A 14,865-nucleotide genomic window follows, 5' to 3' on the forward strand; every position below is an offset into this window, starting at 1 on the left:
GAAAAAAGGGAGAGGGGAAGACGGGTGATGATTGAATCTGTTAAGAAGGGCCTGATAGCGGGGCTTCAGACAACCTGGACGTTGGGAAAAGTGATTTTTCCGGTTACATTAATCGTTTCAGTACTCCAATACACCCCGGTACTGCCCTGGGTCATTGATTTGATTGCTCCGTTAATGGGGCTGATCGGGTTATCAGGGGACGCTGCCATCCCTCTTGTTTTGGGTAATTTTCTTAATTTGTATGCCGGGATTGCCGGGATTCTTTCTTTGGATTTAACAGTTAAAGAGGTTTTCATTCTTGCTGTTATGCTCTCTTTTTCTCATAATTTGCTGATTGAGACAAGTGTGGCGATGAAGGTTGGCGTGAAGCTATGGGTCATACTTGCTGTCAGAATTGGTCTTGCTTTGACAGCTGCGGCTGCCATAAATTTTGCTTGGAGCGGCGGATCTGATATGGCTCAGTATGGCTTTATCAGCCCTGATACGGCTGAGATCCAAGGAGTGTGGGCGATTTTTCTTCATGGCGTTATGAAGGCACTGCTCGGGATAGCACAGCTGGCTGCTATTGTCATTCCGTTAATGGCGATTATGCAGCTAATGAAGGATCTGAAATGGCTTGAAAAATTTTCACGGTTCTTGGCTCCTTTCATGAAGGTCCTCGGGATGAAACCGAATGCCTCACTTCCTTTTGTTACGGGACTGACCATTGGTCTCGCTTATGGAGCAGGTGTCATGATTCAAGCCGCAAAAGAAGAAAATGTCTCCAAAAAAGACATGACCCTCGCTTTTATATTTTTGGTGGCCTGCCATGCCGTGGTAGAGGATACATTGGTCTTTATTCCGTTGGGAATTCCGGTACTGCCCCTGCTGCTGATTAGGGTAATTACAGCGGTTCTGTTAACGATGGCAATCGGCCATTTATGGAACAGATCGAACAGAATAGAAAGAAAGGAAGCAGTCTATGAACGATAACATTACAACTTTGCTATTTGATCTGGATGGAACGCTGATTAATACAAATGAATTGATCATCGCCTCTTTTACAGATACCCTCAACCATTATTATCCGGGGAAATATTCGAGGGAGGAGATTATCTTCTTTAACGGCCCGCCGCTTAAGGAGACATTCTCCTCCATCAACCCGGAGCTGGCTGATGAAATGATCGCCCATTACAGAAAGCATAACTGGGAAAATCATGATGCCTTGGTTACTCAGTTCGAGGGAGTATATGAGACACTGCAATCTTTAAAGCAGTCCGGTTATAAATTGGCCATTGTCACAACAAAGCTGAGAGATGTTGCTGAGAAAGGATTGGGGCTTGCTAACCTTGGACAGTTTTTTCAAGTGATCGTTTCAGGAGAAGATACAGAAAAGGCAAAACCAGATCCTGCTCCCTTACAGCTGGCACTTTCCAAGCTTGGTTCTTCTCCAGAAGAAGCCCTGATGATCGGTGATAATTTTCATGATATCCAGGCTGGGAAAAATGCTGGAACAAAGACTGCCGCTGTAGCCTGGTCATTAAAAGGGCGGGCCTTCCTTCAGGGATATGGACCGGACTTTATGCTTGAGAAAATGTCTGATTTGCTGGATATAGTGGAAAGGACACAGGCATGAGAAGAACCGTCCGCTATCCAGTTAAGGGTGCCAACTCATTATGGCACGTCTATAAAACGGTCCCTTTTCTTAAGGTGGTTAAAAACTTTGCCGTCATCCAATTGGCTCGTTATACCCCTTTTTTAGGCATGAAGAATTGGCTGTACCGCCGATTTTTAAAAATGAAGATTGGCAGGCAAACCTCCTTTGCCCTCATGGTGATGCTGGATGTGATGTTTCCTGAAAAAATTTCGGTCGGCAGAAATTCAGTGATTGGCTATAACACGACTATTCTTGCTCATGAATACTTAATCAGAGAATACCGATTGGGTGAGGTGTCGATAGGGGATGAAGTGATGATCGGAGCTAATACCACGATTCTTCCCGGTGTAATCATTGGTGATGGAGCCATTGTATCGGCAGGGACTCTTGTACATAAAGATGTGCCTGCCGGATCTTTTGTTGGGGGAAACCCTATGAAGGTGATTTATACAAAAGAAGAGATGGAACAAAGGGAGCGAAACAATACATGATTGGAAGAGGGCTTGCTCAATGGGCATGCCCTTCTTATTTAGCCTCTTTAAAAAGATGGGATAATTCGCCTTTGATTTGTGAAAGCAAGGCTTCCATTGATAAATTTTCTTCTTGTTTCACTCGTTCATAAACAGATTGTAGAAGCAGGAAAAAGTGCTGCTGTGCTTGTTTGTCCATCTTGAACACTCCTTAATTGTTAGAATGGATGACTTTTTAAATACAGATCCATGTAATCATGATCAATATATGAATTTGTTGGCTGTGGTGTTACGAAAGCTTTTCAATGTTTAAGGTGAGGCGATTTTCATCTAAATTCTCACAAAATATATCACTTATTTTCAAAATGTTGCAAAAATAGTATGGTGAATTTTTAGAAAAGTAGGGATAATGAAAAAATAACAAGCTTAATAGGCCGCTTTTGCTTGACTGTTCTTCTGTACAGGAGTACACTACAAATAACTTCACCTTGGTAGTATATTAGCGAACTAAAGGATTTTGGGTGCGCGAATGATAAATCGGCCCATCCCTTTAATATTTCTTCGCTGATTATGTCGGACATCATATCATTTCTGATAAATAAGTAAATTTATGTCGGTCAATAGAAAAAGTCAGATTGAAATTTGGAAAAAGGATGTGCAGTTGTGACGAAGCCATTTATGTTTGAAAAACCGTTAGGCATGAGAGATACACTTCCGGTGCTTTTTGAAACGAAAGCATCCGTCCGAAATAAAATGCATGAAGTCATAAAAAGATGGGGCTACCAGTTTATTGAGACCCCTGCTTTAGAATATTACGAAACGATCGGCGAGGCTTCTGCCATCTTGGATCAGCAGCTATTCAAATTATTGGACCAGCAGGGAAATACGCTTGTGCTTCGTCCAGATATGACTGCTCCCATTGCCCGTGTAGCAGCTTCCAAACTGCTTATGCAGAGAATTCCGCATCGGCTTGCTTATTCGGCAAATGTTTACCGCGCACAGCAGCGTGAAGGCGGACGGCCGGCGGAATTTGAACAAATGGGTATTGAATGTATCGGCAATGGATCTATCAGTGCAGATGCGGAAATGATTGCTCTTTTGGCGGACGTGCTGAAAGCGGCAGGCCTGGAAGACTTTAAAATTTCGATAGGGCATATTGGCTTTTTACAAGAAATTTTCATCAGCATTCTTGGAAATGAAGAGCGGGCTGCTGTCCTCAGAAAGTTTTTATATGAAAAAAATTATGTAGGCTACCGTGAACATGTCAAATCGCTTCCGCTCTCTTCGATTGACAAGCAGCGTCTGATTGAGTTCATTTCCCTCCGCGGCGGTGAAAAAGCGGTTGAACAGGCATTTGAACTGGTAGAGAACGGCCGGGGGGCACGTAAGCTGGAGGAATTGAAAGAGCTCGCGGCACAGCTGAAGGAATTTGGGGTTGATACTCATGTAAGCTTCGATCTGACGCTTGTCAGCCATATGAGCTACTATACCGGGACGCTTTTTGAAGTGTATGCCGGTCAGGTCGGTTCTCCGATCGGCAATGGCGGCCGTTATGACAATCTGTTAGATAAATTCGGATGGGATGCACCTGCGACCGGTTTTGCTGTCAGGATGGACAGGCTTGTAGAAGCATTAGGGGAGCCAAGGCAGCCGGAGGAAGCGGAATGTGTTTTGTTCAGCCCTCAGCGACGAAGAGAAGCTGTAGAGTTTGCGAGGTCTCAAAGAGTAAAAGGGAAATCGGTAACCATTCAGGATATTACTGCAGTGGATAATGTAGATATATTTACAAAAACGTTTGAAGAAGTTCATTTTTTTGTAGGGAATGGAGGGAAAGGAAAAGATGAATAACAGCTTTTTAACGATTGCGATGCCTAAGGGCAGGATATTTGAAGAAGCGGCAGAGCTATTAAGGAAGGCTGGCTTTCGTCTTCCTCCCGAATTCGACGACTCCAGGAAATTAATCCTTGAAGTGGAAGAGGAAAATCTCCGTTTTATTTTAGCAAAGCCAATGGATGTTGTGACCTATGTGGAACATGGTGTTGCGGATATCGGCATTGCCGGGAAGGACGTTATGCTGGAAGAGGAAAGAGACGTTTATGAGCTGCTGGATTTAAAGATCAGTGAATGCTACCTCGCTGTGGCCGGTTTGCCAGATACAAAGATCAGCGATGTCGCTCCGAAGGTTGCGAGCAAATATCCAAATGTGGCGTCCACCTATTTCCGCGAACAGGGGGAACAAGTGGAAATTATCAAGTTAAACGGATCGATTGAGCTTGCTCCGCTGATTGGACTGGCTGAGAGAATTGTTGATATCGTTTCGACCGGACAGACGCTCAAGGAGAACGGCCTGATTGAATATGCCAAAATTGCTCCGGTAACTTCAAGGCTGGTAGCGAATCCAGTCAGCTATCGGATAAAAGAAAAAAGGATCTCAGAGATTGTGGACCGCTTAGCGGAAATTATTGAGCAATGAGCCAAGGTGGGATGAACAGATGAAAATGGAACAATTTACAGAAGGCCTTTCTTTAAAACGCTCTGTTGATTCAGGTACAGCAGATCAAAGAAGAGCTGTTCAGGAAATTATAGAGGATGTCAAAAAGAACGGGGATACAGCCCTGAAGCGATATACGAAAAAGTTTGACGGAGTGCTTCTTGAATCGCTGCGGGTTTCTGAAGAGGAACTGGAGAAAGCGGCTTCTGATTTAACCAAAGACCAGTGGCAGGTCATTCAGGAAGCAGCTGATAATATTTGCTCATTTCATGAGAAGCAGCTGCGAAATTCCTGGATGACAACGGATGAAACAGGAACAATGCTTGGACAAAAGATTACGCCTTTGGATGCGGTCGGTGTCTATGTGCCTGGCGGAACAGCGGCCTATCCTTCTTCCGTGCTCATGAATGTCATGCCTGCCAAAGCTGCCGGCGTTAAGCGTATTGTCATGGTGTCGCCTCCTGGGAAAGACGGCAGTTTGAATCCTGCTGTGCTTGCGGCGGCCAAAATCGCCGGCGTAACGGAAATCTATAAAGCGGGCGGTGCCCAGGCGGTAGCGGCCCTGGCTTATGGAACGGAATCAATTCAAAAGGTGGACAAAATTGTCGGACCGGGCAACATTTTTGTGGCGTTAGCCAAACGTGAGGTATTTGGTGATGTAGCGATAGATATGATTGCCGGACCCAGTGAAATTGCCGTTCTTGCTGATGAAACAGCTAATCCGAAAGAGGTGGCGGCGGATCTTCTGTCCCAAGCAGAACATGACCCAAGGGCTTGCGCTGTACTGATTACTACTTCTCCAAAACTGGGGACTGAAACCGCAGCGGAAGTAGAAAAACAGCTGAACAGCCTGCCTCGGCGCGACATTGCAGCAGCCTCGATAAGAGATTACGGACGAATCGTTATTTGCGGCACAATGGAACAGGCCATTGGCGCTGTTAATGAACTGGCCCCTGAGCATTTGGAAATCATCACAGAAAATGCCCTGGAAAATATGGCAAGAATCAGACATGCTGGGGCTATTTTTATCGGCCGGTACAGTTCAGAACCAATTGGGGATTATTTTGCCGGTCCGAATCATGTATTGCCGACTAATGGAACAGCGAGATTTTCCAGTCCGCTGAATGTGGATGACTTCCAGAAAAAGTCGAGCATTATTATGTACAGTGAAACCAAATTCAATCAGCATGCTGAAAAAATAGCCTCCTTTGCAAGGATGGAAGGATTGGAAGCACATGCACGGGCTGTTGAGGCCCGCCGCTTATAACAGACTTGTAATAAGGAGGATCAGGAAATGGAACGTTCGGCAAGCATTGCAAGGAAAACGAATGAGACAGATATTAAGCTCGAATTTGCGATAGATGGGGAAGGAAATTCTTCTATTGATACAGCGGTGCCATTTATGACACATATGCTGGATTTATTCACGAAACATGGGAAATTCGATATGATTGTCAGCGGAATGGGCGATGTTGAGGTGGATGACCATCATACAACGGAAGATATCGGAATTTGTCTTGGACAGGCTCTTCAGGAAGCGCTCGGAGATAAGCGGGGAATCAAACGCTATGGAAATGCCTTTGTCCCGATGGATGAAGCTTTGGCACAGGTTGTAATCGATCTGAGCAATCGTCCTCATCTGGAGTTCAGAGCCGATTTCCCTTCTCAAAAGGTAGGGACATTCGATACAGAACTGGTTCACGAATTTTTATGGAAGCTGGCACTTGAGGCCAGAATGAACTTGCATGTCATTGTGCATTACGGCCACAATACCCATCATATGATTGAAGCAATCTTCAAAGCACTGGGAAGGGCTCTCGATGAGGCAACGACAATTGACCCTCGCGTGAAAGGGATTCCGTCAACGAAAGGAATGTTATAAATGATCGGAATTGTCGATTACGGCATGGGGAACCTTTTTTCTGTAAGCAAAGGGCTGGAACGGCTTCAGGCGGATTCTTTTATTTCAGATGATCCGAATAAGCTTGCTGAGGCAGCAGGGATTATTCTGCCTGGTGTAGGCTCCTTCCGCGATGCGATGAGCCTTCTGGAGAAACAGAAACTGGATGTTTTTTTGAAAAAGTATGTGGCAGATGGCGGACTTTTATTAGGCATTTGCCTTGGCATGCAGCTGCTGTTTGATGAAAGCGAGGAGAACGGACCGGCAAAGGGACTTTCACTCATTCCGGGAAAAGTGGTCCGTTTTTCAGGGACAGATTCCAATGGAGTCAATTATAAGGTGCCCCATATGGGCTGGAATCGCCTTGGGTTCAGCCAGCCGTCGCCTCTGCTGCAGAGCCTTGAGGAAGAGTATGTGTACTTCGTTCATTCCTATTATGCTGATGCAGATCCTTCCTATATTATTGCTTCTGCGGAATATGATATTTCCGTTCCGGCTGTCGTCGCAAAGGGCAATGTCTTTGGCATGCAGTTCCATCCGGAAAAAAGCGGACAAATGGGGATGAACTTATTAAAAAATTATCTTTCATTAGTGGAAAAGAGGGAACAGACATGAGCGCTTTTACAATCTACCCGGCCATTGATATGAGGGGAGGCAAATGTGTCCGCCTTATTCAGGGTGATTATAACCAGGAAACCGTGTACGGCGATTCGCCCTTTGATATGGCCAAAGGCTTTAATGAACAAGGCGCTTCCTGGATCCATATGGTTGATCTGGACGGGGCCAAGGAAGGCAGCCGGATTAATGACTCCTACGTCATCAGGGCTGCGAAGGAACTCCAGGCGAAAATTCAAATTGGCGGAGGAATCCGTTCCGAAGCCGATATTGTGCACTACCTCGATAACGGCGTTGAACGGGTGATCCTGGGAAGTGCAGCAGTTTCCGATCCTGCCTTTACGAAAGAGATGATCAAAAAGTACGGCCGCCATATTGCCATTGGCATAGATGCGAAAGACGGACGGGTCGCTACTCATGGCTGGATAGAAACCTCTGAAACGCTGGCGGTTGATCTTGGCAAAGCTCTTGCGGATGCTGGTGCAGAGACATTCATTTTTACGGATATTGCAACAGATGGAATGCTGTCCGGCCCAAATGTGAAGGGAATTGTGGCGATGGCCCGTGCAACGGGTAAAAGAGTGATTGCCTCTGGCGGCATCAGTTCCCTGAAAGATTTAACGGCATTGAAAGAACATCAGGCGGACGGCATAGCAGGAGCCATCGTTGGCAAGGCCATTTATACTAACCGCTTTAGCGTTAAAGACGCATTAGAGAAGGTGCGTGATTAAATGCTGACAAAACGGATTATTCCCTGCCTGGATGTGAAGGATGGACGTGTCGTAAAAGGAGTGCAATTCGTCTCATTAAGAGATGCAGGAGATCCTGTAGAATTGGCAGCTTTTTACGATCAAGAAGGGGCCGATGAGCTGGTATTCCTCGATATTTCCGCCTCCCATGAAGGCAGAGAAACGATGGTTGATGTCGTAAGATCAGTCGCCGGAAGCCTGGCCATCCCTTTTACCGTTGGCGGCGGGATCAATTCCCTTGCAGATATGAAGAAAATTTTGAGGGCGGGTGCAGATAAAGTTTCCCTGAATACAGCAGCTGTTGTCCGGCCGGACTTAATAAATGAGGGCTCTGATTATTTTGGGGCGCAATGCATTGTCGTAGCGATTGATGCCCGGTTTGAAGCAGAGCTTGGTTCCTGGAGAGTCTATACGCATGGCGGAAGGACGCCGACTCAATGGGAGGTTGTCGAATGGGCCAGGGAAGCGGTCAGCCGGGGAGCCGGTGAAATCCTGCTGACAAGCATGGATTGTGACGGAGAGAAAAAAGGATTCAACATTGAACTGACAAAAGCCGTATCGGAAGCGGTAAGTGTACCGGTCATTGCATCGGGGGGAGCAGGAAATGCTGAGCATTTCCAAGAGGCATTTGAGAAAGGGAAGGCAGATGCTGCCTTGGCAGCTTCAATCTTTCATTATAAAGAAACGTCCGTAAAAGAAGTCAAAGCGTTTCTTAAACAACAAGGAGTGGTTGTACGATGATAGAAACAATTCAATTTGACGAAAAAGGATTAATCCCAGCCATTGTTCAGGATGCAGAAACTGGAGAAGTATTGACTCTGGCCTATATGAATAAAGAGTCATTAAACCGTTCCATTGCCGAAGGAGAAACCTGGTTCTTCAGCCGTTCCCGAAACGAGCTGTGGCATAAAGGGGAAACAAGCGGAAACACCCAAAAAATTACGGAAATGAAATATGACTGTGATCAGGATGCTCTTGTCGTAAAGGTAATTCCAAACGGACCTGCCTGCCATAACGGGACAACAAGCTGTTTCACAACGACATTGTTTGAAGGCGAGCAAGTGAAGCCGCACGAAAATGATACGGCGTTCTTATTTGAACTGGAAAAACTGATCGGTAAGCGGAAGGAAGAAATGCCGGAAGGATCATATACGACATACTTATTTGATAAGGGCGTCGATAAAATCTTGAAAAAAGTCGGGGAGGAAGCCGCCGAAGTCATTATTGCAGCGAAAAACCGCGACCCGCAAGAGCTTTCCATGGAAAGCGCCGATTTACTATATCACCTGTTTGTCCTGCTGCAAGAGCAGGAACTTCCTTTCCAGGCAGTATTGGATGTCCTAAAAGAAAGGCACGGAATCAAAGAAGAACTGAAGAAGTAAAGCTTGGCTTATTGAAACCAGGTGCTTATTCTTTATGGGGCACAGATAAGTCTCAATGACATCCAGTAGTTACAAAGCGCATGAAAATCAGGTGGATTGAACTAAGGGTGAGGCATTCCGGCGGTGAGCATTGCTGGAATGCGACATCCGTAGGTGAATATCCACCTTCTTCTTTTAAAAGAAAAGCACCTGCTAAGTGTAAAAATCTCCCTTGAATCCTCATTCTCCCTATTCTTTCAGATTCCTGCTAAAATGAAGGTGAGCATGTAATACGTCTTTCACACCTTTGTTTTCCATTAATTTCAAATGTTCCTCAACCAAGTCGAAAATGTGGTATACTACTGTAGTTAATCAACTTGTAAATGGAGGATTGCATGGGTAAAGACTCTAAACTGACACAGCAAGCAAAAATATTATCCTTTCACCCTACTGGCGAATATTATTTCGCAAAGGGTTTGAAAGCTTACCATAAACGAGAATTGCCGAAAGCAAGAAAATATTTTGAACGGGCGTTGGAACTCGAACCAGCTGAACCGATGATTGCCTGCCAGCTCGCCATCACGTGCACGGAGATGGGAGAATATAACTACTCGAACAGTCTTCTTGAGAATATCCTGAACGTAATGGACCCGCTGATGACGGAGTGCCATTATTTTTTGGCGAATAACTATGCCCACCTTGGAATGTTCAAGGAGGCCTACCGGCATGCGAGCACATATTTGGATGAAGCGGAGGATGGAGAATTCAGCGAGGATGCTGAAGACTTGCTGGATTTAATTACCTTCGAATCGGATGAGCCGGCTGAATCTTTATTCCAGCAGGATGGTCTGATTCTTCAGCAGGAAAAAGCACGCGAATACTTGGAAGCAGGAAACTTTCCAAAAGCGATCGAGGTATTGAAAGCGACCATCGCCGAATATAAGGATTATTGGACCGCGTACAATAACTTGGCATTGGCCTATTTTTATCTTGGCCAAATTGATGAGGCATACGAAACCTTGGAAGAAGTGCTTGGCAAGAGTCCGGGGAATCTTCATGCGCTTTGCAATCTTGTAGTGTTCCATCATTATCAGCAAGAGGAAGAAAAAGTGGAGGAACTGATTCAGACATTGGATAAAATCAGGCCGATGCTTTCTGAACACCGTTTTAAGCTGGGGGCAACGTTTGCTCTGGTTGGAAAGTATGCGCTTGGTTATAAATGGCTTAAGCAGCTATTGAAGCAAGGATTTGAAGGCGACGGCTCCTTTTACTACTGGCTTTCTATTTCCGCTTATCATTTAGGCCATCAGGCTACGGCTGAACAGGCATGGAAGAAGGTTGTGGAGATTAATCCCGAGAAAGAGGGAATGGAACCGTGGAGCGAAATGAATGTTTCTGCAAATGGCTTTGAACATCATTTGCCATCCATCGTGAAGCGCCTCGAAAGCGAATATATAGAGGAGCGTCTGTTTGCAATATTCCTCTTGAAGCATTCTTCTCATAAAAAGGATCTGATGAATAAAGAGATCTTAATGAAGAATCAGCATTTCGGAAGCATGGAAAAGGAATACGCGGATTTAGTGAAATTTCCGCACAAAGAGCGGGAAAACTCGGCTATTTTGTTTGCGGACCGGACTGCAGAACTTTTATATCAGCATTTCCAGCCAATTCAAATGGCGGAAGCAGGACTTTATTTAATGTGGTTTTCTGTTTTCCTTGAAGCCGTGAAGGAAAACTCCCGTCTCAGCAACACAACGGGATGGGCGGCGGCTGTCGAATATGTATGGAACAAGCTGCGCAATGAAAAAAAGAGCCTGCAGACTATTGCGGATAAGCATTTTATATCTGTTTCTACCCTTTCTAAGTATGTAAAAAATGTTCAGAACCTGCTTCAATGAGCAAATATTTGGACGTGAATATGTTTGTTATATAGGATAGTAAGATAGGAGATACTAAAGTATCGTAAGGACAGTGGAGGAGTGAAAAACGTGGCTGAAGAAAAAATTTATGATGTTGTCATTATAGGTGCCGGACCGGCCGGGATGACAGCTGCTGTTTATACATCACGGGCCAATCTTTCAACATTAATGCTGGAGCGGGGAATGCCCGGCGGACAAATGGCCAATACAGAAGAAGTGGAGAACTACCCTGGTTTTGAAACCATCTTAGGGCCGGAACTTTCCAATAAGATGTTTGCGCATGCGAAAAAATTTGGTGCTGAATATGCTTACGGTGATGTGAAAGAAGTCATCGAAGGCGAAGAGTACAAAACGATTGTAGCCGGCTCAAAAGAGTATAAAGCCCGCTCCATTATTATCTCTTCTGGTGCAGAATATAAAAAAATCGGTGTTCCCGGAGAAAAGGAATTAGGCGGACGGGGAGTATCCTACTGTGCCGTATGTGACGGTGCATTCTTTAAAGAAAGAAAATTGTTTGTGATCGGGGGCGGAGATTCTGCGGTTGAGGAAGGTGTTTATCTAACAAGGTTTGCATCCAACGTGACGATTGTACACCGACGCGATGAGCTGCGTGCTCAAAAGATCCTGCAAGAACGTGCCTTTGCAAATGAAAAAGTGGATTTCATATGGAACCACACTTTGAAGGAAATTAAGGAAAAGGACGGCAAGGTAGGCAGTGTTGTTCTTGTCTCTACTGAAAACGGGGAAGAACAGGAGCTTCCGGCAGATGGAGTCTTCATCTATATTGGCATGCTTCCGCTGACAAAACCGTTTGAAAACCTGGGTATCACAAATGCCACAGGGTATATTGAGACAAATGAACAAATGGAAACCAAGGTTCCCGGCATTTTTGCTGCGGGAGACGTCCGTGAAAAAAATCTGCGCCAAATTGTAACAGCAACAGGCGATGGAAGTGTAGCTGCTCAGGCTGCTCAGCATTATGTAGAAGAGCTAAAAGAAAAGTTGAAAATTAAAGCATAAATTATTTGAAAACGTAATTCCTCCTTAATTGGAATGTAACGTAAGTGAAACAAAGATAAGGTATATTAAGAATAGAAATTGACCCCCTTATTTATAGAACGTAGGAAGACACAGGTTTTGCATCTGTGTCTTTTTTTGTTTTTCTGGAACTTAGAGAGAAAAATGCATAAAAATACTGCTGCATGTTAATTGTGAGGTTATTTTAAAAATAGTATAATAAGAAGATATAAAAGATTTTTGGATGCCATTCTGTTTTTATGAGAAAAGTAATCGTAAAATACGGCTTGTTAGTTGAGCAGAGGTAATTGAGGTGAACAACGTGCAGCGTGTCACAAATTGTGTGCTTATAAAAGATGATAAAGTGCTTCTGTTAAAAAAACCGAGGCGAGACTGGTGGGTGGCTCCGGGAGGAAAGATGGAGCCGGGAGAATCAGTAAGGGATGCCTGTATCCGGGAATACCGTGAAGAAACAGGTGTGTATTTGAAAAATCCCTCTATTAAAGGGATATTTACCTTCATTATAAAAGAAGGAGATAAAGTTCTGTCTGAATGGATGATGTTCACGTTCTTTGCAGATGATTCAGATGGAGTCAACCTGGAAGAATGTGAAGAAGGAGAGCTTGCCTGGCATCAGGCTGATGAAGTGAAGAACCTTGAGATGGCAGAAGGAGACCGCCATATCCTGGAATATATGATTCATGGTTCAGGTATTATATATGGAACATTTACCTATACACCTGATTTCCATTTGATTTCATACAGACTGGATCCGGGCTGAAGAAACGTTATTCAAAAAAATGGCCAAGGGGGCAGGGGAATGAATCAGATGCAAGGAGAGACTCAATTAGTTATTATAACGGGAATGTCAGGGGCAGGTAAAACAGTTGCCGTACAAAGCTTTGAAGATATGGGGTTTTTCTGTGTTGATAATCTTCCGCCTGCCCTGCTGCCTAAGTTCTTGGAACTGATGAAGGATTCCGGGAATAAGATGAATAGGGTTGCACTTGTCATGGACCTGAGAGGCAGGGAGTTTTTTGACAGCCTGTTTCGCGCTTTAGATGACCTGTCAGAGGTATCCTGGCTGAATCCGCAGATCCTTTTTCTTGATTCGGATGATTCTGTGCTGGTCAGCAGATATAAAGAAACAAGAAGGACACATCCTTTGTCTCCGCAAGACCGTCCGCTTGAGGGAATCAAACAGGAGCGGAGCCTTTTAGAGGAAATGAAGGGGAGAGCCCAGTTAATCTATAATACGTCAAAACTGAAGCCAAGGGAGCTCAGGGAGAAAATCATTAAGGAATTTTCGGCCAATAAACAGGTCAGCTTCACGGTAAATGTCATGTCATTCGGCTTTAAACATGGACTGCCGATTGATGCCGATCTGGTATTTGATGTCCGATTCCTGCCGAATCCTCATTATATTGACCATATGCGTCCAAAAACAGGGCTTGATGAAGAAGTATCGAGCTATGTATTAAAATGGACGGAAACTCAGAAATTTTTAGAAAAAGTGATTGATTTGCTGGGCTTCATGCTCCCTCATTACAAACGGGAAGGCAAAGCACAGCTTGTAGTAGCTATTGGCTGCACAGGCGGTCAGCACCGCTCTGTTGCGTTAGCAGAATATATAGCTGATTATTTCAGTAAGGATTACAATACACATATTGCACACCGTGATATGGAGAAAAGCAAGGGGAGCATTCATGTCAAATAACGAAGATACGCCCAAGGTAGTCGTTATTGGGGGGGGAACCGGTCTTCCGGTCTTATTGCGCGGTTTGAAAAAGCATCCAGTCGATATTACAGCCATTGTAACCGTTGCTGATGACGGGGGCAGCTCAGGACGGCTGCGTCAGGATCTTGGCATACCTGCACCGGGGGATATTCGAAATGTGCTTGCTGCACTTTCTGAAGTGGAACCGCTTGTAGAAGAGATGTTCCAGCACAGATTCTCCAATAGCCATGAGCTTTCCGGCCATTCTCTCGGAAACTTAATCCTTGCGGCTATGACCTCGGTGACGGGCGATTTTGTCCATGCCATCCAAGAAATGAGTAAGTTTTTGAATGTCAGGGGAAAGGTACTTCCAGCTGCCAATCAAAGTGTGGTTTTGAATGCTGAAATGGAAGACGGCACCATCATCAGCGGTGAGTCCAAGATTCCTTCCTCCGGAAAGAAAATCAAGAGAGTGTTTTTAACGCCACAAGATATACAGCCTCTCAGTGAAACTCTTCTGGCAATCAAGCAGGCGGATTTGATCATCATCGGACCGGGCAGTCTGTATACGAGCATCCTGCCTAACTTGCTTGTGCCGAAAATCGGACGGGAAATTGGAAAATCGAAGGCGAAAAAAGTATATATATGCAATTTAATGACGCAGGCTGGGGAAACGCAGGAATATACAGCGAGCAATCATGTCCAGGCTATTTATGACCATTTAGGGAACGGCTATCTGGACAGCATTTTGGTGAATATTGATGAAATACCAGAAGAGGTCCAGAAACGATATGAAATGGAAAATGCTAAGCCGGTTTTTTATGATATGGAAAATCTTGAAAAGATTGGTCTGGAAATTATACAGGGCCGTATATTCAGTTATGAGAAAAATGCTTTGCGGCATGATGCCAAGAAAGTGGCAAAGCTGTTATATGAGATGATTAGAAAATAAGCATGCTGATTGTGCATGGCAGAGTGGCCGACAGGAGG

At 44.8% G+C, this 14,865-nt stretch carries 17 protein-coding genes; 16 read left to right on the top strand and 1 reads right to left on the bottom strand.

Features of this window, described 5'->3' with window-relative positions; all coding sequences use genetic code 11:
* Positions 1-27 precede the first annotated feature (27 nt).
* The 3 genes from BQ4305_RS14785 to BQ4305_RS14795 are packed head-to-tail and all read left to right on the top strand — an operon-like array spanning position 28 to position 2,127.
* Positions 28-972 carry a nucleoside recognition domain-containing protein gene (locus BQ4305_RS14785; RefSeq protein ID WP_110928487.1) on the top strand — a complete coding sequence of 315 codons (945 nt, stop codon included), beginning with the start codon at positions 28-30 and terminating at the stop codon, positions 970-972.
* Entirely contained in the window at positions 962-1,615 is a 654-nt protein-coding gene (ppaX, locus tag BQ4305_RS14790) for a pyrophosphatase PpaX (protein WP_110928488.1), read from the top strand. The genes BQ4305_RS14785 and ppaX overlap by 11 nt, the downstream gene beginning before the upstream one ends.
* Positions 1,612-2,127 carry an acyltransferase gene (locus tag BQ4305_RS14795; RefSeq protein WP_110928489.1) on the top strand — a complete coding sequence of 172 codons (516 nt, stop codon included), beginning with the start codon at positions 1,612-1,614 and terminating at the stop codon, positions 2,125-2,127. Before ppaX ends, BQ4305_RS14795 begins: the two co-directional genes overlap by 4 nt.
* Positions 2,128-2,161: 34 nt before the next feature.
* Here BQ4305_RS14795 and BQ4305_RS21555 read toward each other — a convergent pair whose 3' ends face one another.
* Positions 2,162-2,305 carry a hypothetical protein gene (locus BQ4305_RS21555; protein ID WP_199880700.1) on the bottom strand — a complete coding sequence of 48 codons (144 nt, stop codon included), beginning with the start codon at positions 2,303-2,305 and terminating at the stop codon, positions 2,162-2,164.
* Between the two features lie 464 nt (positions 2,306-2,769).
* On the opposite strand from BQ4305_RS21555, the gene BQ4305_RS14800 reads away from it, so the two are divergent.
* The 13 genes from BQ4305_RS14800 (at position 2,770) to BQ4305_RS14860 (ending at position 14,827) form a co-directional block, all read left to right on the top strand.
* The gene (locus BQ4305_RS14800) at positions 2,770-3,954 is read left to right on the top strand and encodes an ATP phosphoribosyltransferase regulatory subunit (RefSeq protein ID WP_110928490.1); all 1,185 of its coding nucleotides are present in this window, start codon (positions 2,770-2,772) and stop codon (positions 3,952-3,954) included.
* Positions 3,947-4,579: an ATP phosphoribosyltransferase gene (gene hisG / locus BQ4305_RS14805; protein WP_110928491.1), complete on the top strand. Its 633-nt coding sequence runs from the start codon at positions 3,947-3,949 to the stop codon at positions 4,577-4,579. Before BQ4305_RS14800 ends, hisG begins: the two co-directional genes overlap by 8 nt.
* Before the next feature lie 19 nt (positions 4,580-4,598).
* Positions 4,599-5,864, top strand: a complete 1,266-nt coding sequence (hisD, locus tag BQ4305_RS14810) for a histidinol dehydrogenase (protein WP_110928492.1) — start codon at positions 4,599-4,601, stop codon at positions 5,862-5,864.
* 27 nt (positions 5,865-5,891) lie between these two features.
* Complete coding sequence (gene hisB, locus BQ4305_RS14815) at positions 5,892-6,479, top strand: imidazoleglycerol-phosphate dehydratase HisB (protein WP_110928493.1); 588 nt, start codon at positions 5,892-5,894, stop codon at positions 6,477-6,479.
* Positions 6,480-7,112: an imidazole glycerol phosphate synthase subunit HisH gene (gene hisH / locus BQ4305_RS14820; RefSeq protein ID WP_110928494.1), complete on the top strand. Its 633-nt coding sequence runs from the start codon at positions 6,480-6,482 to the stop codon at positions 7,110-7,112.
* A complete protein-coding gene (hisA, locus tag BQ4305_RS14825; RefSeq protein WP_110928495.1) occupies positions 7,109-7,843 on the top strand; it encodes a 1-(5-phosphoribosyl)-5-[(5-phosphoribosylamino)methylideneamino]imidazole-4-carboxamide isomerase in 735 nt (244 codons plus the stop codon). Before hisH ends, hisA begins: the two co-directional genes overlap by 4 nt.
* Complete coding sequence (hisF, locus tag BQ4305_RS14830) at positions 7,844-8,602, top strand: imidazole glycerol phosphate synthase subunit HisF (RefSeq protein WP_110928496.1); 759 nt, start codon at positions 7,844-7,846, stop codon at positions 8,600-8,602.
* Positions 8,599-9,243 (top strand): bifunctional phosphoribosyl-AMP cyclohydrolase/phosphoribosyl-ATP diphosphatase HisIE, encoded by a 645-nt coding sequence (hisIE, locus tag BQ4305_RS14835; RefSeq protein WP_110928497.1) that lies wholly within the window; start codon positions 8,599-8,601, stop codon positions 9,241-9,243. The genes hisF and hisIE overlap by 4 nt, the downstream gene beginning before the upstream one ends.
* 374 nt (positions 9,244-9,617) lie before the next feature.
* Positions 9,618-11,120, top strand: a complete 1,503-nt coding sequence (locus BQ4305_RS14840) for a tetratricopeptide repeat protein (RefSeq protein WP_110928498.1) — start codon at positions 9,618-9,620, stop codon at positions 11,118-11,120.
* Positions 11,121-11,210: 90 nt separating this feature from the next.
* Complete coding sequence (gene trxB / locus BQ4305_RS14845; RefSeq protein WP_110928499.1) at positions 11,211-12,161, top strand: thioredoxin-disulfide reductase; 951 nt, start codon at positions 11,211-11,213, stop codon at positions 12,159-12,161.
* 319 nt (positions 12,162-12,480) lie between these two features.
* A complete protein-coding gene (locus BQ4305_RS14850; protein ID WP_110928500.1) occupies positions 12,481-12,939 on the top strand; it encodes an NUDIX hydrolase in 459 nt (152 codons plus the stop codon).
* Positions 12,940-12,978: 39 nt separating this feature from the next.
* Positions 12,979-13,875: an RNase adapter RapZ gene (gene rapZ, locus BQ4305_RS14855; RefSeq protein ID WP_110928501.1), complete on the top strand. Its 897-nt coding sequence runs from the start codon at positions 12,979-12,981 to the stop codon at positions 13,873-13,875.
* A complete protein-coding gene (locus BQ4305_RS14860) occupies positions 13,865-14,827 on the top strand; it encodes a gluconeogenesis factor YvcK family protein (RefSeq protein ID WP_110928502.1) in 963 nt (320 codons plus the stop codon). The genes rapZ and BQ4305_RS14860 overlap by 11 nt, the downstream gene beginning before the upstream one ends.
* Positions 14,828-14,865: the final 38 nt, after the last annotated feature.

This window comes from Bacillus massiliglaciei (assembly GCF_900098925.1).
GTDB classification, from domain to species: Bacteria; Bacillota; Bacilli; order Bacillales; family DSM-1321; genus Peribacillus; species Peribacillus massiliglaciei.